This window comes from Shewanella sp. SP2S2-6 (genome assembly GCF_031931965.1).
Classification (GTDB): Bacteria; Pseudomonadota; Gammaproteobacteria; order Enterobacterales; family Shewanellaceae; genus Shewanella; species Shewanella baltica.
In genome coordinates, this window is sequence record NZ_JAUOEQ010000016.1 from 74,715 (window position 1) to 96,496 (window position 21,782).

A 21,782-nucleotide genomic window follows, 5' to 3' on the forward strand; every position below is an offset into this window, starting at 1 on the left:
AGATGCACAGCTCTATTTCGTATTTGCACTCTAGCGCCTAGTGGTTAAGAGTCTAGTGATTAAGTGTCTAGTGGTTATTTCGCTTGTGTATCGCTTGTGGGCGCATCTTTCAGTGAGCGTAAAAACAATCCTAAACCACCAAAAGCCAAAACGAGGATCACGATAAGTTCAAAGGCCGACATAGATTTAAAGTGGAATTGAATCGAGCTAATAACCCCCACAATCAAGGCCGTTAGCGAACCTAAACTCAGCAGCCAAGCTAACTTACTCTTAGCGTCAAAAAACACCATCACAATGCCGATAATAAACGGTAGCATCACCATGCCTGTGGTAATCGACATGCCTTGCCCAAAGGCATTCACTCGATATAAACCATAGCCCAGCCCAAAGCTAGAGCTCACTTGTATTGCATTGAACAATAAATAAAATCCGCCACACATCATGGCCAGACCCATAAAAAATTGTCCCGTCCCGCCCTGTGTTCCGCCCGCACCTTTCATAGATATCCTTTCTAAATTAACGATTTTTGAGTGGCTTGTTCTATGGCCGTTTTCAGCCGTTGTTTTTCTTCCGCTGCTTTTGCCTTTTGGGACTCGTCGAGATTTTTATCCGCCTCGGCGACACAGCGCTGTTTATCTCGCATGGGCTCATAGGGATCGACATCAGTTCTGGCAGAACACGCTAATTCGGCGCAGCCAGACGTCGACAAAGTAGAGCACAAGACCAGCATAATCAACGGGGTTTTCATCATCAAGTACGCCTCAGTGGATCACAAAAATAACACATTTTATCCACCAGCAAGGAGCATATTGCCAATCCCACGCGCAGGCTCAGTAATCTCAAGCTTATTCGCGCCCTATGTTGACATAAATTACGCTAAGGCCAACACTCAATGGTGAATTTTTATACCCATATACGACGCACTACCGTGGCTTAAATAAGGCTCTGCAATCTATGTGCAGACGCTAAAGTTAACATAAGGAATGCCCTTGAATACTCTATTGATTGGGAAAGGTGATCAACAGGTTCACTTAAATCTTAAGTATGCTAATCGTCATGGATTAATTGCCGGCGCTACAGGGACAGGCAAAACCGTGTCGCTGATGAGCCTAGCCGAAGGTTTTTCGCGCCAAGGCGTGCCGGTTTTCATCACGGATGTTAAAGGTGATATCTCAGGCCTGGCGATGGCGGGCACCCCAAGTGAAAAGCTATTACAAAGGGCGGCGCAAATTGGCATAGAGGATTATCACAACGAAGCCAACCCGGTGGTGTTATGGGATTTAGCGGGCGTTCAAGGCCATCCACTGCGTACCACCATCAGCGAAATGGGCCCAACCTTACTCAGCCGAATTTTAGAATTAAATGACACCCAAAGCGGTATCTTAGACATAGTGTTTCAACTGGCAGACGACCAAGGGTTATTGTTGCTCGACTTAGATGATCTGCGGGCCATGCTGGCTTTGGTTGCCGAGGAACGCAAAGAAGTCTCCGCCAAATATGGTTTGATCAGCGCCCAATCCCTCGCGGCGATTCAGCGCTCAGTGCTAGGACTTGAGCGCGATGGCGGCAAAGACTTTTTTGGCGAACCCGCGTTACAGCTTGAAGATTTAATGCGCACTAATTTGCAAGGGAGCGGCATCATCAATTTGTTAGCGGCGAATAAGCTGATTTTAACACCCCGTTTATACTCGAGTTTTTTACTCTGGCTACTGTCAGAATTATTTGAGAATTTGCCCGAAGTCGGCGATCCCGAAAAACCTAAACTCGTGTTCTTTATTGATGAAGCCCATTTACTCTTTGAAGGTTGCCCGCCGAGTTTATTAAAACGCGTCGAACAGATCATGCGCCTTATTCGCTCAAAAGGCGTAGGCGTTTATTTTTGCTCGCAATTTCCTGATGATGTGCCGGGCGAAATTCTCGGGCAATTAGGCAATCGCATTCAACATGCCCTGCGAGCTTACACGCCAAGAGATCAAAAGGCGGTCAAAACCGCCGCCGAAACCTTTGTGCCTAACCCCAAACTGGTAGTCAGTGAGGTTATTTCCCAGCTCGGCGTGGGCGAGGCCTTAGTGTCTATGTTGGCCGACAAGGGCGTGCCGACTATGGTCGAGCGCGCACTCATCGCACCGCCGCGTTGTCGCATGGGACCCGCCACGAGTGAGGAATTATACCAAGTCCGCGCCCAAAGCCCGATTGGTGGCAAATACGATCATTCCATCAACCGTGAATCGGCCTACGAACTGCTTAACCAAAGACGTACCGGCGTTGCCACCAGCAACCCCACATCCACAGCAAGTAATACAGCAAATGATGGCCAAACGGGTCAAAAAGCCGAAGAACAAGGTTGGTTCAGTGAACTTATTTTTGGTAATAAACGCCGCCAAGGTTTAGCGGAGACCTTGTCCAAGCAAGCAGCACGCACTGTCGGCAGCCAATTAGGTAAACAAATTTTGCGCGGCATATTAGGCGGGATGTTAGGTAAATCGAGCCGACGCTAGGCATATAGTGCTAAGTGAAGCTTTAGTTCGAGCCCACTAATTCGATCGCACAAAATGACAAACTCGAATGAAAATAGGAGTACAGTGTTATAGATCGCATATTTCTTATACAGGTTAACGCTAGCATTAGCGTTAATTATTCTAAGTGATAGATGGATCATGGTACGGAATTCGGTGATAAGATTATTTTGCTGTAATCGCTCATTGAGGCAAATAAATTCACAGATAATTATCAATGATTTTAAATATTTGTAATTTTAAAATGTTGTAATTCGAGATCAAAATTTCGCTTCAATCAGGACATCATGGAACAGGTTCAATTGAGTACGGCTTACATGATTAGCCTGATGAATAACCAAAGAGTACATGGAGTTTTATATGAGTAAAGAGCAAAAAAACCGTAAAGAATCGAAGAAACAACCGCTGTTGTCTGCTAAAGAAAAGAAAGCAGCAAAACACGCGAAAAATGCCACTAAAGGTTTCTTAGATAACACTAAATAGTGTCTTGTTATTCAAAGGTTCATCCTCAAATAACACAAATAGGGTTAACTCAGGTTAGCCCTTTTTATTGTGCATTTTTCCTTAAACCGACCTCGTTAAGCCCCACGATACCGCCGCCGCAAAACCGCCTCAAATCTTCGTTTTATGATGCAAAAGTAGCAGCTATCGACTATAGCCTAATTGACCTTTTTCAGGTTTTATGTAGTTATATTCAGCAGGCTAAGGTATTCCAAGCTCGAAAGACCCTACATAACATTATAAAAAATAAGGATATTTCACAATGAAAATCAAAAAACGTTTTGTCGCCGTCGGCGCTGCCGTGACACTCACACTCAGCGCTGCCGCTATGGCTGCAGCTCCCGCTTTTATCAATATTCTCACTGGCGGTACCAGTGGCGTGTATTACCCTATTGGTGTTGCCCTATCGCAACTCTATGGCACTGGAATCGAAGGCTCTAAAACTTCAGTTCAAGCGACCAAAGCCTCGGTAGAAAACCTCAATCTACTGCAAGCGGGTCGTGGCGAATTAGCGCTCGCGCTAGGTGACTCAGTCGCAGCCGCTTACCAAGGTGATATTGATGCAGGCTTTAAAACGCCGTTGGATAAAATCCGTGTGCTCGCCTCTGCTTACCCTAACTACATTCAAATTGTTGCCAATAAAGAGTCTGGCATTAAAACCTTGGCCGATTTGAAAGGGAAACGTATCTCTGTCGGCGCACCTAAATCGGGTACCGAACTCAATGCCAGATCGATTTTCAAGGCAGCGGGTTTAAGCTACGAAGATATGGGTAAAGTCGAGTTTTTGCCTTATGCCGAATCCGTTGAACTCATCAAAAATCGTCAGTTAGATGCGACCTTGCAGTCGTCAGGTCTCGGTATGGCAGCCATCCGCGATTTAGCGGCGACTATGGCAATCAACTTTGTTGAAATTCCAGAGGATGTGATTGCTAAGATTAACAACCCTGCCTATCAACATGGCGTGATCCCAGCATCGACCTATGAAGGCCAAACCACTGACGTTTCAACCGTTGCCATTCAAAACCTGCTGGTAACGCAAAGCGGCGTGTCTGACGATTTAGCCTATCAAATGACTAAGATCATGTTCGAGCACTTAGATCGTCTCGGTAACGCGCACTCAGCCGCTAAATCTATTAGCTTAGAGAAAGCGACGAAAAATCTGCCGATACCGCTACACCCAGGTGCAGAACGTTATTACAAAGAAGTGGGCGCACTCTAAGTTTTGCTGATATCTGTGCACCCTATTCCAAACTAAGCGATCGAGATGCCGTTGAATAACGGCATCTTTTTATATCCAAACAGCCTCAAACGGTAGAATTCAATCATTGATGCGCCTTGAATTGAAGCGGATCTGAAACTCGTATATTGAGGTAGCTTGGGTATATATATCGCCCTCTGTAGTCTAATGCTGTGAGGCATAATATGAGTGATCCCCAACAAGGTCTCAGCGCTAATACTGGCGATTGGCCCAAGGCGCTGTTCTATACCGCCTTAATTTTTTCTATTTTTCAAATCATCACTGCCGCTTTTCATCCCGTGTCGACGCAAGTGCTGCGCGCGACCCATATTGGCTTTTTGCTGCTCGTGGTTTTTTTGAGTTATCCCGCCAGAGGTAAATCACAACCTTGGCAACCGCTCGCTTGGCTACTCGGTTTAGCAGGCATGGCAACGGCGGCTTATCAGTGGTATTTCGAAGCCGACTTAATTCAACGTTCTGGCGATCTAACCGATGCAGACATGGTGATAGGTATCACTTTGATCGTATTGGTATTTGAAGCGGCGCGCCGAGTCATGGGCTGGGCACTACCTATTATTTGTGGCATCTTTTTGGCCTATGGCTTATTGGGTCAATACCTACCCGGCGATTTGATGCACCGCGGCTATGGCTTCGATCAAATCATCAACCAATTAGCCTTCGGCACCGAAGGCTTGTACGGCACACCAACCTATGTGTCGGCGACGTATATTTTCCTGTTTATTCTTTTCGGTTCCTTTCTAGAACAAGCCGGAATGATCCGTTTATTTACCGACTTTGCCATGGGATTGTTCGGCCACAAGCTTGGCGGCCCGGCTAAAGTCGCTGTGGTGTCATCGGCGCTGATGGGAACGATTACTGGCTCAGGAGTGGCCAACGTCGTCACCACAGGGCAATTTACCATTCCATTGATGAAACGATTTGGCTATCGCTCCGCCTTCGCCGGCGGCGTAGAAGCGACCTCAAGTATGGGCAGCCAGATCATGCCGCCGATCATGGGCGCCGTGGCCTTTATCATGGCCGAAACCATTAACGTGCCCTTTATCGAGATAGCTAAAGCGGCATTGATCCCTGCACTACTTTATTTTTGCTCAGTATTTTGGATGGTGCACTTAGAGGCCAAACGCGCCAATCTTTGTGGCCTGCCAAAAGATCAATGTCCCGATCCTTGGGCGGCGATTAAAGAACGCTGGTATCTCCTTATCCCCTTGTTTATTTTGGTCTACTTGCTGTTTTCGGGCAGAACGCCGCTGTTCTCTGGCATGGTTGGTTTAGCCCTCACCTCGATAGTGATCTTAGGCTCGGCCATCGTCCTGCGGTTGTCTTCAATGGCAATGCGGATTGCCTTTTGGATTGCCCTTGGGGTGTTGTGTGCTGGCTTCTTCCAACTCGGGATCGGAGTCGTGTTTGGGGTTATCGCCCTGCTCGTCGCCATTTGTTGGTTTATTAAGGGCGGCAAAGAAACCCTCACCGTTTGCTTACACGCATTGGTTGAAGGCGCGCGTCATGCTGTGCCTGTGGGTATTGCCTGCGCCTTAGTGGGCGTGATTATCGGCATAGTGTCACTCACAGGGATTGCTTCAACTTTCGCAAGCTACATTCTCGCCGTTGGCCAAGACAACCTGTTCTTGTCACTCGTGTTGACTATGATCACTTGCCTAGTCCTCGGCATGGGGATCCCGACGATTCCTAACTACATTATTACCAGCTCAATAGCCGCACCCGCATTACTCGACTTAGGTGTGCCGCTAATTGTGTCGCACATGTTTGTGTTCTATTTCGGCATCATGGCCGATCTCACCCCGCCTGTTGCCTTGGCCTGCTTTGCCGCAGCGCCGATTGCGAAGGAATCTGGGCTTAAGATCAGTCTCTGGGCGATTCGGATCGCCATTGCTGGTTTTGTGATCCCCTTTATGGCGGTTTACGATCCAGCCTTAATGCTCCAAGGTGATAGCTTATTAGCGACGGCCTTTGTGGTACTGAAGGCAACGGTCGGTATTGGTATTTGGGGGGTGATCTTTACCGGATATCTACTACAAAAACTCTACTGGTGGGAACGCGTTATCGGTTTCCTTGCGGGGGCGAGCTTGATCCTTGCGACGCCATTGAGCGATGAAATCGGCTTTGGACTCGCGCTGTTGTTTATCGTGCAGCACAGTTGGCGCGCGCGCAAACTCAAACGTCTAGCAGAGCAAGGATAACCTCTTGGGATTAGCCGTCGTTAATAAGTCTAAGGTAAAGCTATGCTAGGCCTATGTTTAGGCCTAGCAGGTACCCTGTGGGCGCAAGTGCCCACAGAGCACTTCACCTTGGCATGGAACCACAGCATAGAGAAAATCCGCTGGGAGGAAGACTATCACCTCACGCCTCAAGGCTTAGTGCTGGTCGAAGCGAGAGTAAAAGGCACGGGTGCAGGCATGGACATCCCAGATGATGCCTATCTTAAAAATGGCAGCTGGCATTATCGGCCTAAGCTACCCACTCTGCCTAAATTACGTTTAGGTCGCACACCCGAAGCGGGAGATTTTGATGTTTGTTTTGCGCAGGCCTCTGGCAAGGTGCAATGCCAAGCCATGAGTCATTGGATTGGTCAGCCGAACAAGCAAGATGCCGCCGTTGAGGTGTGGGGTTGTGAACAGGTAAATGTCGCGCCTATTGATGTTCGCTAGACGAGTAAATGACGGGCGGGTTAAGGGTTAGCAATCATCAGCTTGCTGGTAAAAGCGGTAGCCATTTTTACCTTGGTGTTTCACGCGGTACATAGCATCATCCGCGCGATCGCAGCTTTTGGCAAAACTATCACCATAGCTAAATATATCGATACCGATACTCAGGCCTATCTCCACGTCACAACCTTCAAGCAAAAAGCCCTGTCGATAAACATCGAGCAAGGATTGTGCAAGCATACCTAAAGATTCAATATCCGAGGACGGCAGTATGATCACAAACTCATCGCCACCTAGCCGAGCGATCTTCGCTAACTCACCTGAGTGAGACACTAACGTATGCGCAACGTGCACCAATAGACTGTCGCCAAACTTATGGCCGTGACGGTCATTTAAGGCTTTAAAACCATCCAGATCGATAAAAAATAATGCACCGCGCATCTCAGGTTGCAAACACTCATCGAACGCTTTGGCTATGGCTTGGCGATTCATTAAGTTGGTGAGGGGGTCGCTGTGCGCTAACAGTGCCAGATCCAGTTCGTAGCGTTTTTCTTGGGTGATATCGATATGACTGCCCATCATCCGCAGCGGCGTGCCATCGGCAAAACGCTCAACGATACGGCCACGGTCAGACACCCAAGTAACGCTACCATCTTTATGCAACATTCTGTGTACTGCCTGATAGTAATCGGCCTTACCACTGACATGATCTTCAAAGGCTTTTATCACCCATGCTTTATCTTCTGGGTGTAACTTACTTTTCCAGATATCAACGTGGGCGGCTAATTCTTCTGGACTAAAACCGAGCATTTCGCCCCAGCGCATATTGAAAATGGTTAAATTCCCACTTGGAATATGCTGTTCCCACAGGCACAAGCCATTGCCATCGAGGGCGGCAAACAGTTTTTCTTCGGCACGACGATTCAACGCCGTTAACTGGGCGTTTTCGCGTTTGAGTTGAGCAATTTCAGCCTGAAGCTGTTTGATGTGTTCTGCTGCCGTATCCGATGCCACGAAAAATCTCTTTCCTTAAAGCGGGAAAATCTTGTCCAGTGTAAAACACTCAATGCCGAAGCAAGATCGCGAGGAGTGCAAGATGAGCCAAAATCATGCTGGCCCAATCGAGCTTACACAGACTATCGCTATCATGCCACGCTTAGTCGCGCGTCAGCACTTCAAGCAATTCGATTTCAAAGGTGAGATCTGAATTTGGTTTAATATGCGCACCGACTTGGCGCTCGCCATAGGCTAAATGAGCTGGCACTAATAACTTACGTTTGCCACCGACTTTCATCCCCATAATGCCTTGGTCCCAACCTTTAATCACACGGCCAGTGCCAATTACACATTGAAACGCCTGACCGCGATCATAGGATGAATCGAATTGGGTGCCATCCTGCAAAAAACCACGGTATTGGGTGGTGATAAGCGCACCTTTTACCGCTTCTTTTCCTTCGCCCACTTGCAGATCGATTACTTCTAATTCAGTCATTTCTTCACTCTCTTTTCTTTTCGTACTTAATAAATTGCGCGATATTCAACTTTGTGCAGGATTTTATCACCGACGACCACGCTTGTCGGCGCTATTGCCACATTTCTGCGGCTCGGTTCACTGCTTTATCCTTGAGAATAAGGTCACCATGGGCGAGATAATCATCACTCAGCCTTTAAATAACCGTCCGTTAGCCCAATATATTAGCCGTATAGACATTTTATTTTGGAGCTTTGCCATGATTCTTGCCTGCCCCCATTGCGATACGTTAAACCGCGTTCCCGATGAGCGTGTAAACCAGCAACCTACTTGCGGTAAATGTAAGCTCAATGTCTTTACGGCTGCGCCGATTGAACTCACTAGCGCAAACTTTGCCAACCATGCCAATAAATCTGAGCTTCCCCTAGTCGTTGATTTTTGGGCCAGCTGGTGTGGCCCCTGTAAAAGTTTTGCCCCGGTATTTTCCGCGGCGGCTAAGACGTGGGAGCCGCAATTTCGCTTCGGTAAAATCAATACTGAAGAACAACAGGCCCTTGCGGCGCAATTTAATATTCGCTCAATTCCCACTCTTATGATTTTTAAGCAAGGGAAAATACTCACGCAGCAAGCGGGCGCTTTACCTCAGTCAGCCTTAAATCAATGGTTAAAAAGCCATAGTTAATCGCAGATAACTATTTCGCGCCCATAAAAATACCCAGACTTGCTGGGTATTTTGTTTTACGTGGTTCTCAATCTACTAACATCAGATATCCCAAAAAACATGGGCGATAATGCCTAGCACTATCATGCTGATAAAGTTGATGATCATACCTACTCGCACCATTTCCGATTGCTTGATATGGCCAGAACCATAAACGATCGCATTAGGCGGCGTCGCCACTGGCAGCATAAAGGCGCAGGATGCGGCAATACCAATCAGCACAGATAACATCACAGGCGATACGCCTAATGCCTCGGCAATTGCAGCAAATACAGGCACTAACAGTGCGGCGCTGGCGGTGTTACTGGCAAACTCGGTCAGCATCACCACAAAGGCAATCACTGCAAAGACGAACAACGACATGTGCGTACTGCCGAAAATATCTGTCATCCAGTGGGCTAAAAACACGCTTGTGCCTGTGGTTTTCAGTACCGCGCTTAGCGTTAAACCGCCGCCAAACAGTATTAGTACACCCCAATCTGTGGTCGATTCAATCTTCTTCCAGCCAACTAAGCCTAAGCCCGCGAGCAAAACAACCGCGCCTAACGCTACTATGGTATCGAACTGAGTGATGCCACCTAATGCCTTGGCTAATGGCACACTGAAAATCCAGCAACATACTGTCGCGAGGAAGATAAGCAGGGTGAATTTACCTTGGAACGTCAGCTTCTGCGCTTCAATTTGCACATCGAACTTGGCAGAAAGATCCGGCTTAAAATACCAATACAAGGCAATCAACATTAACGGCAACATGAGGATAACGGTCGGAATACCAAACTTGAGCCAGTCACTAAAACTCAAGCCAACTTGCGCCGCAGCAATCGCATTCGGTGGACTGCCCACTAAAGTACCGATACCACCTATGTTGGCTGAATAGGCAATCCCGAGCAGTAAAAACACATAAGTACTATGATATTTTTCACGGTCTAGTTGCTGCAAAATCCCGAGTGCCAATGGCAGCATCATCGCCGTGGTGGCGGTATTGCTGATCCACATAGAGAGCAGTGCCGTCACCCCAAACAGCATAAAGCAAGCGATACTGAGTTTGCCCTTAGAGGCTAACAACAACTTTTGTGCGATTAAGGTATCAATCTTTTGATGGTGTAAGGCCGCTGCGAGTACGAAGCCACCGAAGAATAAATAGATGATAGGATTTGCAAAGCTACTCATCGCTTCTTTGGTTTCAAACACCCCAAAGAATACCGCGAGTATAGGCACGAGGATCGCGGTGATACTAATGTGGATCGCTTCGGTCAACCAAAGAATGCCAGCGAAAACCAGAATCGCCAGACCCGTATTCACCCCTTGTTCAAAGGGTAAGCCGTAATAGAGTGCAAATAACAGCACAATATCCGCCGCTAGGATCAGCATTTTCTTTTTATCGAGCCCTTCGCTGACGGGAGCTTTGTGAGGTGGAACAGTGCTTGAATCTGTTGATGACATGGTTACAACCTTAATACCATTTTATTTTGACGCAAATTTAGGGCATAGATCACACTTGGCAAAGCGGTTTATTTTGTAATTTTGCCACTTAGCAACCACACATTCTGCCGACTAAAAGCCCAGAAAAACCTTAAGTGAGATAAAAATCACCCATTTCTGATCTAAAGCCATGTGCAAAACTTTCAAACGAGCAAAAATCACGCAAAAGCTTGATAAAGCTGTAATTGAACAAGTGTTTAAAACTGTGACGTGGATCAGGTTTCACTTTAATACTAAGTGACAAACACTGAATTTAACCTTAAATAAAGTGGTTAACGCTAATTCAATCCTGTAACCACAGTTTTTGCCTATAAAACACCCATGAATGTATTTACCACTCTTTGCCCCCCTCAAGGTGACTGCAACTTAAAGCGATAACGTAAACGAACATCCCAATGACAAAATTGCAGCTGGCATCAACTCAGTTTTATATTTCACGAATAACTTTCATTTTTCGCATTTAAAATGTTGGTTTACATACTTAAAAACTTAAATGGCATGGTGACGGAAAGAAGATTTAACCTTTTAAATCTATCTGATAATGCGAAAGGACATCTGATTAGCTTCCCTGTAGAATTTGTGCAGGCGCTTGCCACTTCACTTCAGCAAGTGCTCGATAACGTCTCCTAGTGTTTCCATCATTTATTTGATGCAAAACTGTGTAGAAATTAAAAATATTTCAAACCATCAAAGCCGAAAACAACCCTAGAATCCTACTCAAATAAATAACATTTACAACTCAATATCCCTATGAATAATAAACACAAATATTATTCACCATCTCAGTCAATCTAACTCACTTTACCCCGCGGGCAATCCAACCTAGAGTCGCGACCGTATTCTCGTCTCCTGTTCATTTTTTACCTATTTTGGTACCGCTTGTGGAAAATATGCTGTCAGCTCAACCCAATCAAAAGCCAGGGCTGTTTGTGCCTGTGGCAGGACTCAGTCTATTTGCTTTAGCGTCAGGCTACTTGATGAGTTTGATCCCACTCTCGCTCACTTACTTTGATTTGAGCCTTGATCTTGCACCTTGGCTGGCGAGTATTTTCTACCTCGGCTTATTACTGGGCGCACCTTGTATTGCACCGATTGTCAGCCGCATAGGTCACAGTAAGGCCTTTATTCTGTTCTTAAATATCTTACTGTGCAGCGTTGTGGTAATGGTTTTGCTGCCACAGAGCAGTGTTTGGTTAGTATCACGCCTGATTGCAGGCTTGGCCGTGGCGGGGATTTTTGTGGTGGTCGAGTCTTGGTTACTTATGGCCGACACCCAAAAACAACGGGCAAAACGTTTAGGCTTATATATGACCGCCCTCTACGGTGGCACTGCCATTGGGCAACTTGCCGTAGATTATTTAGGCACCACGGGTAATTTACCCTACTTAGTAGTAATAGGTTTGTTGGCAGCGGCCAGCTTACCCGCACTGTTAGTTAAACGCGGCCAACCGCAGTCCAGTGAACAACACGCTATTGCCCTTTCCGACCTTAAAACCTTAAGTAAACCTGCCATTGTCGGCTGTTTAGTCTCAGGATTATTACTTGGTCCCATCTACGGTTTATTGCCTGTGTATGTGTCGCAAGACATGGGTTTTGCACAACAGACGGGGCAATTTATGGCGCTGATCATTATGGGCGGCATGATAGTTCAACCCTTAGTGAGCTATTTATCCCCGCGTGTTGAAAAGAGTGTGTTGATGACCGCCTTTTGCTTAGTGGGTGCGGCGGCGCTGTTGTTACTGATACAAACATCGCTTGTGGGATTATGGTTAGGTTTTGTGTTACTCGGTGCCTGCGCCTTTGCTCTCTATCCCATCGCCATCAGTCTGGCGTGCGATCATTTACCCAGCAGCCAAATCGTCTCCGCCACTCAGATTATGTTGCTCAGTTATTCTGTGGGTTCGGTTATTGGTCCGGTTGCCGCCAGTCGTTTTGATGATGTAGAACATGGCTTACCGCTCTACTTAGCAGCAAGCTTTTTAGTCACGGTTTGCTATCTAAGTGCGCACTTACTGGCCCGAAGCAAAGCCCGCCTACCCACAGCGAAGGCTTAGTCCTGAGCCGTTAATGTTAAGTATCTACACCCTGTGAATAACAATGGGCGCCGTTATCGGCGCCCATTGTTATTATGATGTTTGCTGGGTTAATTCTGCCACTGGCACTGTGGTGGGAATGGCCCAGACACTGTCCTGCGGCCCATTAAGCACCCGATGGCGAGTCAGCCTGTAACCATAAAAGAACACTCCACTAAAGGCTAACGCCACCAGATCGACGCCTAACGTTGCCGCAGAATAAGGCGCCCATAAGCCTAAACTTGGCACGATTAACGCAACTAAAGACGTGATTGGCATCGCCAATGTAGCCAAGGCGCACAAAGGCAAAATCAGCAGCGCCGCCTTAGCAGCACCACGCCAAAAGGCGTAAACCACCAGCAAGCCAAACACCAGATAATACAGCCACAAATAGACGTGGTTAATATTGCTCACATGCACATATAACCATTTACCCAACAACATACTTATCGTTAAAGCGGCAACCGAGCCTAAGCAAATCCCCACCGTGGCGCTCGCCATTAATCGGCAAGCACGGGTTTGCTCGCTCGCCTGCTTTTTACGGCGTTTTTCCAGCCACAGCAAATTACCACTATAAAATAAAAAAGCACCGCTCAAACCTAGGAAAAAATACACCCAACGCCCGAGATCGCCCCCATAACTACCAAAATGTAATCCAAAGAATACCGCAACGGTTCTGGCCCAAATCCCCTTGTCGCTTTGATCAATCGTGCTATTGGTCACCTTAAGACTATAAGGATGCAGGTATAAGAAATCGGTAACGGGTCCACGCATAAAACCATTGGGGTTATATAACCCCAAGCGCAGAGTCGCACGGGGATTATTCAAGTTCATAAAGGTCATTTCATTCACTTGATAATCGGGGGCGATTTGCTGCACCTTGGCTAACACAGTAGTGACCTTTGGCAAATCGGCAAGTGTATAGGACGTTTTGTCCGGTGCTGATTGGGCAAATAATGGTTTTTCACCATAAACCATATGCTTAAGCCCATCGTAAAGCTGATCATGGAAAGCAAACACAATCACAGTTACACATATCACTAGATGAAATGGCAGGCTGGTAATGCCCACTAAATTATGGGCATCGAGCCAGAAACGACTCTCACCTTTATCTTTACGCAGGGCGAAAAAACTTTTGGTTAACGTTGGCAGTAAAAAAATCACCCCAGAAACGAGCGCCAAGAAGTATAAAACGGCGGCTATCCCCAACACATAGGCACCCGCTTGATCGTGACCGACTTCGCCGGCAATCCCCGCGGTGCGGTGTAATTGGTCAATCAGCTCAGCCAACTCGCTTGGTGTACTTAGTTGGGTGACTAATTGCCCCTGCTCGTCAAGGCTGGCATGCCAAAGCTGATGACTCATGCTGAGTTCACGTTCCGAGCCCTGCTGATACCAAGTCATCGGCGATTGATGCTCATCATTTAAGTGCAAACTAAAACCGGTTTTGGCCTTATCATCCTGCGCTAACACTTGCGCGACTAAGTCATCCAGTTTCTCAGCGGGCACTTGAGGCAAGGTCAGGGCTGGCGGCATTGACCAAGCGTCAATCGCCCCCTTAAACATAGTGAGCGAGCCGGCATAAAAGCCGATAAACAATACGATTCCGGCGATGATACCAGTCCAAATATGGATAGACTGATACACACGTAACACATCACTGCGAACTTTCATCCTTGTCACCTAAAGGTATATAACACTATATAAGTCAAAACGTTAAACAAGCCCAAGTAGCCAATTGCCCTGAGTCCGGTTTTAAACATAAAGCTAAAACTTAAGATCAATAACCAGATAGGCGTAATCAGCCACATGTTGAACTGCACTTTAGTATCGGCATCGATGCCGCCTGGGCCAAACCAGGCAAATAACCCCACCAATCCAAGTGCTAAAGTAAATCCTAAAATCAATCCAGCCAGTGATTTAGTCCACCAGTCGGGTTGCAATTTATCCTGTTCTGCTAAACGTGCCATTAGTTATTTCCGACCGAAAAGTGAGATAAAAGGCACTAACCCCATCAATAACATCAACAGGGCTAACCAAATAAAAATTGCGGCGCTAAGGGTAAAGAGGCTAAGCCAACCGATAAGACTGACAAAGGCAACACCGTAAGCGAGTAACCGCCAAGGCCGCTTAGGAAGGGAGCTTGCAAATAGTTTTTGCTGCTTATTCGTTAAATAAAATAACAAGCAGGCCAGAAGCGTCGACAACAGGAATATAAGTTGCAACACGGGATGTTATCCTCTCACTACAAAGCGTTAGCATTAGAGTCCATTTGCCTGTGCTTACTGTACATCCTGTAAAAAGATAAGAGCATGAAAGCAATGGAAGAATTTTAATTTCGGGACTCTATCCTTGGTGATAATAATTCGCAATAAGATTTACACTGTAAGGATGGTTTATGATATTCAAATCACAAATAGGCAACACTTCTGCCTTGTCATTGCCAGTTGTTAACCATTAAGATACATTTCGCGTTAATAGTCTTGTCCCAAGATAAACAATCCGATTCACCCTCAAGCTCATTACTATGACATCAGCAAAGGAAGCTAAATGATTAAAAATGAATTCAATCTGCCGAGCTCAATTGGCCTCAGCAAAATTATCCCCATTGTTATTCTGTTAATCCTCTTTATTTCCTTATTTGGCAGTTGGTATACGGTTGACCAAGGTGAACGTGGCGTACTGCTGCGCAACGGTAAAGTTATCGGTACCGCAGAACCTGGGCTGGGTTTTAAAATCCCACTGATAGACACTGTGGTGAAGATTTCGACCCAAACACACACCACCAGTTATACCTCGCTGCAAGCCTATAGCCGCGATCAACAACCTGCGACACTTAACGCATCGGTGACATTTAGCGTACCGCCAGACCGCGTCGAAGAAGTATATGCTAACTTCAAGAGTATCGATGCCATGGTCACGCGTTTGCTCGACAGACAAGTGCCGACTCAGGTCGAAAACATCTTCGGTAAATACACGGCGATTTCTGTGGTGCAAGAGCGGATCAAGTTCGGTATCGATGTGACCAGCGCGATCACTAACTCGATCAAAGGTCCGGTAGAAATCAACTCAGTGCAGATTGAGAATATCGACTTTTCCAACGCCTATGAAAAATCCGTCGAAGACAGAATGCGCGCCGAAGTCGAAGTACAGACTCAACTGCAGAATCTAGAAAAAGAACGCGTCAGCGCGCAAATCGCCGTCACCCAAGCGCAAGCACAGGCCGACTCGCAATTAGCCCGCGCTAAGGCTGAAGCCGAAAGTATTCGTATCAAAGGTGATGCAGAAGCCTCTGCGATTAAGAGCCGCGCCGAGGCGCTGGCACAAAATCAAAACTTAGTTGAATTAACCAAAGCGGAAAAGTGGGACGGCAAACTACCGACGACTATGCTGCCGACAGGCACTCTGCCCTTTATCGATGTGAAAAAAGGCAACTAATCTTAGGTTTAGCCCGACAATAAAAAATCCCAGTGTTAGCCCTAACACTGGGATTTTTCGTTATTCGCTCGATAATTACTGAGCGGAATATGAGCCGATTAAGAACAGCAATCGTTGCGGCGGATCCAGCTTCTAGGAATTTTTTCAAACACCACTTTTGCCATGAGTAACGCCAGCACTATGCCAGAGGTTGCCACTAGCCACTGAGGTAACATTTGGTGCTGCTCACCAATCTGTGGCATCACCACAAAGCCAAAGCTATCCACCAGATAATTGACCAATATGCCCGCGACTAAGGCCACGCCAATCACGCCGCCCAAGTATCCCCACAACGCACGTTTGCCTAACTCTTTAGCAACCACACCTAAGGTTGCGATATTAGTCGCAGGGCCAGCCATCATAAACACTAAAACGGCCCCCGGTGACACACCCGCCAGCAATAATCCGGCAGCAATCGGTGTCGATGCCGTCGCGCAGATATACATAGGCACAGAGACCAACACCATCACTAACATGGCTAAGATACCGTCGCCCCATTGCGCCAAAAAGTCTGCGGGAACATAGGTTTGTACCAGCGCGGCGAAGAATAAGCCCACCAGCAGCCACAAGGTAGTGTCACGCACTAAATCCGTTGCCGCATATTTAAGACCAATACCGACGCGGCTTAAGACGGATTGCGACTTTAACTCAGTCGCCATATCTTGAGTCGAGGCGCAGCAGCTATCCGCTCCACCTTGGGTTTGAGAATCATGGGCATGGGCACTGTGATCATGTGTTCCAGACTCGGCAGTGTTTGAAGTGCCGCAACAGGCGCCCTTTTTTACCACAAGGATTTTCTCAGGGGTGACAGATTCAGCTGCTTTACTAGCGCAGCATGAAGCTGTTTTCTCAGCTTTTATCACACCGACGTTCGCAACACTGCCGCCATGAGCCGTCATTAAGCTCGGCGCGGTGGTCATTAAGCTAGACGTTGCAGCCACAGGCGTCATTTTGATCGCACTCTTAGGCTCAGTCTTCTGCTCAGTATGACTTTCATTGCCGCAGCAGGATGCAGCCGCTTTAATAGGCGCTAAAGTTGGCTCTTTAGTTGATGAGCAACAGCTTTTAACCGGTTCGGCTTTAATAGCTGGGGACTGACTCGCCGATTTCGACGCACAGCAGGCCGCCACGGGTACGTCGCTAGCTGACTTGGACTCTGACTTAACCGCAGGCTTGCCATCGTCGTCATCGCGGCCAACGAGTAAGCCAGCCACAATCGCACTGGTAATCGCTGCAATCGGTCTGACAATCGCCATAAAGGGGCCGAGTAACACGTAGGAAACTGCGATTGAATCGACGCCTGTTTCTGGCGTCGACACTAAAAAGGAGGTAGTTGCCGCTTTAGAGGCTCCTGAACGGCGTAACCCTACCGCCGCAGGAATCACGCCACAAGAACACAAAGGTAATGGTGCACCGAGCAGCGCCGCCTTTACCACAGTTTTAAAACCGTGACCGCCGAGCTGCTTTTGCATCCACACCATTGGCACGAATACTTTTAATAGCCCAGCCAGGATCAGGCCCAATAACAACCAAGGCGCCGAGTCTAAAAACAGATCAATAAAATTCTTCAGTAACATAATTAATTCCCTGACTCATCATGGATTGTTTTGCCGTGAGTATGCTGATGCGACTCATTTTGATGTGCTTTGTGCTGATTTCCATCGTGAGAATGATGCTCAACACGTACCCGCTCAGTACTGGATTCCAACGCCTCTAGAATCGAGCAATGTTCGGCGCTACGGGGTCCACCACAACAGGCATCGGACAGACTTTGTAAACTGGTTTGAAAATGATTCAGCTCGGCGATTTTGGCCTGCACTTGGGCCAATTTAATATCAACCATACCCTTCACATCGGCGCAGACGCGATTAGATTTATCAAGCTCAATTGAAAGCAATTCACTGATTTCATTGAGGGTAAAACCCACGGCCTTCGCCCGTAAGATAAAACGCAGTCGCGCGGCATCGGCCTCGGTATACACTCGATAGCCTGACTCGGTACGGCTCGACGGCGCGAGCAGACCGTGCTTCTCGTAGAATCTCAACGTGTCGGCTTTCACCTCACACAAATCCGCCAGTTCACCAATACGATACATGTCTTCATCCTTTGCGAAATCGCGCCCAACTCAGGGGGAGTTTCCAGCATACAACTCAATAATGCGAGTATAAACCTTGGAGCCTACTCCAAGGTCAAGGGGTAATTCATACTTTACATAAAGTCGGCCGAGTCACGTCACTTTGTTCTGATATGAATATTGTGAAATCACGCAGAAAAAACACCCGTAAATCGAGTTTTACGTTAGAATACGCGCGCCGTGATGAAGGGATAAAAAGTTAGCTAATAAAGTAAAAATAGGACCAAGGGACTTTTGGAAAGCGGTGCAGCGCTAAGGCTGTTCTGTTTTCCGAAAGATCCTTGAAACTAAAATAACTGGACCCTGTACCCAAATGACTGCTGCAAATAATGCCAGACCCATTCGTCGCGCGCTGTTAAGCGTTTCAGATAAAACCGGAATTCTCGAGTTCGCCAAAGCACTTCACGCCCAAGGTGTGGAGCTGTTGTCAACTGGCGGCACCGCTCGCCTGTTAGCGGATAACGGCGTGCCTGTTATCGAAGTATCTGATTACACAGGACACCCTGAGATCATGGACGGTCGAGTTAAGACGCTGCACCCTAAAGTGCACGGCGGCATTTTGGCGCGCCGCGGTCTTGATGAAAGCGTGATGGCCGACAACAATATCAATGCCATCGATCTGGTTGCGGTTAACCTTTATCCTTTCGCTGAAACCGTAGCTAAAGCTGGTTGTACCTTAGAAGACGCTATCGAAAATATCGATATTGGCGGCCCAACTATGGTGCGCGCAGCGGCAAAAAACCACAAAGACGTCACCATAGTCGTTAATGCCGCCGATTACTCACGCGTACTGGCAGAAATGACGGCTAACAATGGCAGCACGACCCATGCGACGCGTTTCGATTTAGCGATTGCAGCCTTTGAGCACACTGCGGGTTACGATGGCATGATCGCCAACTACTTCGGTACTATGGTTCCTGCACACAGCACGGACGAATGCTTTGCTGACTCTAAGTTCCCACGCACGTTCAACACTCAATTACTGAAGAAGCAAGACTTACGCTATGGCGAAAACAGCCATCAAGCGGCGGCTTTCTATGTCGACACGAAAATTGATGAAGCCTCTGTGGCGACGGCGATTCAGTTGCAAGGCAAAGCATTGTCTTACAACAACATTGCCGATACCGATGCCGCTCTTGAGTGCGTAAAAGAATTCTTGGAACCCGCCTGCGTTATCGTTAAACACGCTAACCCATGTGGTGTGGCGTTAGGTAAAGACTTGCTCGATGCCTATAACCGCGCTTATCAAACTGATCCAACATCAGCCTTCGGTGGCATTATCGCCTTCAACGGCGAGTTAGATGCTGCTACGGCGAGCGCTATCGTTGAGCGTCAATTCGTTGAAGTGATTATCGCCCCAAGCGTCAGCCAAGCGGCACGCGATGTGGTGGCGAAAAAGACCAACGTGCGTTTATTGGAATGTGGTCAGTGGAACACTAAGACCCAAACCTTAGACTACAAACGCGTTAACGGCGGCTTGTTAGTACAAGATCGCGACCAAGGCATGGTCGGCTTAGAAGACATCAAAGTGGTTTCTAAACGTCAACCAACTGCAAGCGAACTGAAAGACTTAATGTTCTGCTGGAAAGTAGCGAAATTCGTTAAATCTAACGCCATCGTTTATGCCAAAGACGGCATGACTATCGGTGTCGGCGCAGGCCAAATGAGCCGCGTTTACAGCGCTAAAATTGCTGGCATCAAGGCCGCCGACGAAGGTTTAGAAGTAGTGAACTCTGTAATGGCATCCGATGCTTTCTTCCCCTTCCGTGACGGTATCGATGCCGCAGCGGCTGCGGGCATTAGCTGCATCATCCAACCCGGTGGCTCAATGCGCGATGCAGAAATCATCGCCGCAGCAGACGAGCACGGCATGGCCATGGTGATGACGGGCATGCGCCACTTCCGTCACTAATCGCCACTAAGCAGCCAGCACTCCATCAGTACTGGCTGCTTTTTTGTTTTACCACTCTTTGTTTTACCGCACTCTGGTTTCGATCGCAGTGTGCCTACACAGAACATAAAACTCTAAGGGATGACTTAACATGAAAGTATTAGTTATTGGTGGCGGCGGTCGCGAACATGCCCTAGCGTGGAAAGCTGCACAATCGGCTCAAGTTGAAACTGTCTATGTTGCGCCAGGCAATGCGGGCACAGCCCTAGAACCAAATGTTGAAAATCTGGCGATCAGCGCCACCGACATTCCTGCTTTGCTCGATTTTGCAAAAACCAACAAAATTGAACTGACTATAGTCGGCCCAGAAGCCCCATTAGTGATGGGCGTGGTTGATGCATTCAACGCCGCAGGTTTACCGATTTTTGGCCCAACTAAGGCGGCAGCTCAGCTCGAAGGTTCAAAAGCCTTCACTAAGGACTTTTTAGCCCGCCACAATATTCCAACTGCTGGTTACAAAAACTGCACTGAAATCAGTGATGCTAAAGCCTTCGTGCGTGAATTAACGGCCACAACAGGTTATCCAGTGGTCATCAAAGCTGACGGTTTGGCCGCAGGTAAAGGCGTGATTATCGCCCAAGACCAAGCTGAAGCCGATGCCGCGATTGATGACATGCTCGCTGGTAACAAGTTTGGCGATGCGGGTTCACGCGTGGTCATTGAAGAATTTCTTAAAGGCGAAGAAGCCAGCTTCATCGTAATGGTCGATGGCAAAAACATTCTGCCAATGGCGACCAGCCAAGATCATAAAGCCCGCGATAACGGCGACTATGGTCCAAACACGGGTGGTATGGGCGCTTACTCGCCAGCACCTGTCGTGACTCAAGCGGTACACGATTGGACTGTGGCAAACGTGATTCGCCCAACGGTTGATGGCATGGCGGCAGAAGGCAATATCTACACAGGCTTTTTGTATGCGGGCTTGATGATATCACCCGATGGCAGCGCCAAAGTGCTTGAATACAACTGTCGCTTTGGCGATCCAGAAACTCAGCCAATTATGATGCGGTTAAAGTCAGACTTAGTGGAACTGTGTTTAGCCGCCACCCGTGGCGAGTTAGATAAAGTGACAGCTGAATACGACGAGCGCGCAGCCGTGGGCGTGGTATTAGCTGCTGGCGGTTACCCAGATGAGTATCGCAAGTTTGATGTGATTGACGGTCTCAGCCTTGGTGATAACAATGGCAAAGTGTTCCATGCGGGCACTGAGATGAAAGACGGCCACGTAGTCACCAACGGCGGTCGCGTTCTCTGCGCGACTGCACTGGGTAACACAGTGACCGAAGCGCAAAAAGCGGCCTATAAATTGGTTGATGAAATCCACTGGGATGATGTGTATTTCCGTACCGATATTGGCTACCGCGCGATTGCACGTGAACAGCAAGACTAATTGCTAGGCGCGTTAAAAAACCGGCCAGAAGCCGGTTTTTTTGTGCCTGAATTTTGACGAGCGTCAAATATAACATCATGATTTTCAATAAAATTACATAATTAATTCTATTGAAAATTGGAGCAGCAAGATACAATGTCAACCAA

The 21,782-nt window shown here is 47.6% G+C and carries 20 protein-coding genes; 10 read left to right on the forward strand and 10 right to left on the reverse strand.

What is annotated here, in order from left to right:
• Positions 1 to 74 precede the first annotated feature (74 nt).
• Together Q4Q57_RS12675 and Q4Q57_RS12680 are read right to left on the reverse strand one after the other, a co-directional pair.
• Complete coding sequence (locus tag Q4Q57_RS12675; RefSeq protein WP_006084327.1) at positions 75 to 500, reverse strand: hypothetical protein; 426 nt, start codon at positions 498 to 500, stop codon at positions 75 to 77.
• An 11-nt stretch (positions 501 to 511) separates the two neighbouring features.
• A complete protein-coding gene (locus Q4Q57_RS12680; protein WP_311891024.1) occupies positions 512 to 751 on the reverse strand; it encodes a hypothetical protein in 240 nt (79 codons plus the stop codon).
• 238 nt (positions 752 to 989) lie between these two features.
• Here Q4Q57_RS12680 and Q4Q57_RS12685 point away from each other — a divergent pair, with 238 nt between their 5' ends.
• The 5 genes from Q4Q57_RS12685 (at position 990) to Q4Q57_RS12705 (ending at position 6,941) form a co-directional block, all read left to right on the forward strand.
• Positions 990 to 2,498, forward strand: a complete 1,509-nt coding sequence (locus Q4Q57_RS12685; RefSeq protein ID WP_311891025.1) for a helicase HerA-like domain-containing protein — start codon at positions 990 to 992, stop codon at positions 2,496 to 2,498.
• A gap of 378 nt (positions 2,499 to 2,876) precedes the next feature.
• Positions 2,877 to 2,999, forward strand: coding sequence for a hypothetical protein (locus Q4Q57_RS12690; protein ID WP_006079924.1), 123 nt, complete (start codon positions 2,877 to 2,879; stop codon positions 2,997 to 2,999).
• Between the two features lie 280 nt (positions 3,000 to 3,279).
• Positions 3,280 to 4,236 carry a TAXI family TRAP transporter solute-binding subunit gene (locus tag Q4Q57_RS12695; protein WP_006079923.1) on the forward strand — a complete coding sequence of 319 codons (957 nt, stop codon included), beginning with the start codon at positions 3,280 to 3,282 and terminating at the stop codon, positions 4,234 to 4,236.
• Positions 4,237 to 4,439: 203 nt separating this feature from the next.
• Positions 4,440 to 6,473: a TRAP transporter permease gene (locus Q4Q57_RS12700; protein WP_259529005.1), complete on the forward strand. Its 2,034-nt coding sequence runs from the start codon at positions 4,440 to 4,442 to the stop codon at positions 6,471 to 6,473.
• Between the two features lie 42 nt (positions 6,474 to 6,515).
• Positions 6,516 to 6,941, forward strand: coding sequence for a DUF1850 domain-containing protein (locus tag Q4Q57_RS12705; RefSeq protein ID WP_311891026.1), 426 nt, complete (start codon positions 6,516 to 6,518; stop codon positions 6,939 to 6,941).
• A 27-nt stretch (positions 6,942 to 6,968) separates the two neighbouring features.
• Here Q4Q57_RS12705 and Q4Q57_RS12710 read toward each other — a convergent pair whose 3' ends face one another.
• Positions 6,969 to 7,952 (reverse strand): diguanylate cyclase domain-containing protein, encoded by a 984-nt coding sequence (locus tag Q4Q57_RS12710; RefSeq protein WP_311891027.1) that lies wholly within the window; start codon positions 7,950 to 7,952, stop codon positions 6,969 to 6,971.
• Positions 7,953 to 8,094: 142 nt separating this feature from the next.
• Entirely contained in the window at positions 8,095 to 8,430 is a 336-nt protein-coding gene (locus Q4Q57_RS12715; RefSeq protein WP_011845636.1) for an FKBP-type peptidyl-prolyl cis-trans isomerase, read from the reverse strand.
• 238 nt (positions 8,431 to 8,668) lie between these two features.
• Between Q4Q57_RS12715 and trxC the strand changes: the two genes are divergently transcribed.
• Positions 8,669 to 9,091 (forward strand): thioredoxin TrxC, encoded by a 423-nt coding sequence (trxC, locus tag Q4Q57_RS12720; protein ID WP_311891037.1) that lies wholly within the window; start codon positions 8,669 to 8,671, stop codon positions 9,089 to 9,091.
• Positions 9,092 to 9,172: 81 nt separating this feature from the next.
• Here the strand turns inward: trxC and Q4Q57_RS12725 are convergent, their stop codons facing one another.
• On the reverse strand, positions 9,173 to 10,573 hold the full coding sequence (locus Q4Q57_RS12725) for a DASS family sodium-coupled anion symporter (RefSeq protein ID WP_311891028.1): 1,401 nt from the start codon (positions 10,571 to 10,573) through the stop codon (positions 9,173 to 9,175).
• Positions 10,574 to 11,502: 929 nt separating this feature from the next.
• Between Q4Q57_RS12725 and Q4Q57_RS12730 the strand changes: the two genes are divergently transcribed.
• A complete protein-coding gene (locus Q4Q57_RS12730) occupies positions 11,503 to 12,666 on the forward strand; it encodes an MFS transporter (protein ID WP_261273684.1) in 1,164 nt (387 codons plus the stop codon).
• A gap of 72 nt (positions 12,667 to 12,738) precedes the next feature.
• On the opposite strand, the gene Q4Q57_RS12735 is transcribed toward Q4Q57_RS12730, so the two are convergent.
• From Q4Q57_RS12735 to Q4Q57_RS12745, 3 genes are read right to left on the reverse strand one after another with little or no spacing between them, the layout of a single operon-like run.
• Positions 12,739 to 14,358: a PepSY-associated TM helix domain-containing protein gene (locus tag Q4Q57_RS12735; RefSeq protein ID WP_311891029.1), complete on the reverse strand. Its 1,620-nt coding sequence runs from the start codon at positions 14,356 to 14,358 to the stop codon at positions 12,739 to 12,741.
• 5 nt (positions 14,359 to 14,363) lie between these two features.
• The gene (locus tag Q4Q57_RS12740; RefSeq protein ID WP_047535138.1) at positions 14,364 to 14,654 is read right to left on the reverse strand and encodes a hypothetical protein; all 291 of its coding nucleotides are present in this window, start codon (positions 14,652 to 14,654) and stop codon (positions 14,364 to 14,366) included.
• A gap of 3 nt (positions 14,655 to 14,657) precedes the next feature.
• Positions 14,658 to 14,912 carry a hypothetical protein gene (locus Q4Q57_RS12745; RefSeq protein WP_106648299.1) on the reverse strand — a complete coding sequence of 85 codons (255 nt, stop codon included), beginning with the start codon at positions 14,910 to 14,912 and terminating at the stop codon, positions 14,658 to 14,660.
• A gap of 322 nt (positions 14,913 to 15,234) precedes the next feature.
• Between Q4Q57_RS12745 and Q4Q57_RS12750 the strand changes: the two genes are divergently transcribed.
• Positions 15,235 to 16,122 (forward strand): prohibitin family protein, encoded by an 888-nt coding sequence (locus tag Q4Q57_RS12750; protein WP_063884205.1) that lies wholly within the window; start codon positions 15,235 to 15,237, stop codon positions 16,120 to 16,122.
• Between the two features lie 98 nt (positions 16,123 to 16,220).
• On the opposite strand, the gene Q4Q57_RS12755 is transcribed toward Q4Q57_RS12750, so the two are convergent.
• The gene (locus Q4Q57_RS12755; protein ID WP_311891030.1) at positions 16,221 to 17,738 is read right to left on the reverse strand and encodes an SO_0444 family Cu/Zn efflux transporter; all 1,518 of its coding nucleotides are present in this window, start codon (positions 17,736 to 17,738) and stop codon (positions 16,221 to 16,223) included.
• Positions 17,739 to 17,740: 2 nt separating this feature from the next.
• Positions 17,741 to 18,256, reverse strand: coding sequence for a Zn(2+)-responsive transcriptional regulator (gene zntR, locus Q4Q57_RS12760; protein ID WP_006079912.1), 516 nt, complete (start codon positions 18,254 to 18,256; stop codon positions 17,741 to 17,743).
• A 352-nt stretch (positions 18,257 to 18,608) separates the two neighbouring features.
• On the opposite strand from zntR, the gene purH reads away from it, so the two are divergent.
• Together purH and purD are read left to right on the forward strand one after the other, a co-directional pair.
• A complete protein-coding gene (gene purH, locus Q4Q57_RS12765) occupies positions 18,609 to 20,207 on the forward strand; it encodes a bifunctional phosphoribosylaminoimidazolecarboxamide formyltransferase/IMP cyclohydrolase (RefSeq protein ID WP_311891031.1) in 1,599 nt (532 codons plus the stop codon).
• 130 nt (positions 20,208 to 20,337) lie between these two features.
• Positions 20,338 to 21,636 (forward strand): phosphoribosylamine--glycine ligase, encoded by a 1,299-nt coding sequence (gene purD / locus Q4Q57_RS12770; RefSeq protein ID WP_107403432.1) that lies wholly within the window; start codon positions 20,338 to 20,340, stop codon positions 21,634 to 21,636.
• Positions 21,637 to 21,782 lie beyond the last annotated feature (146 nt).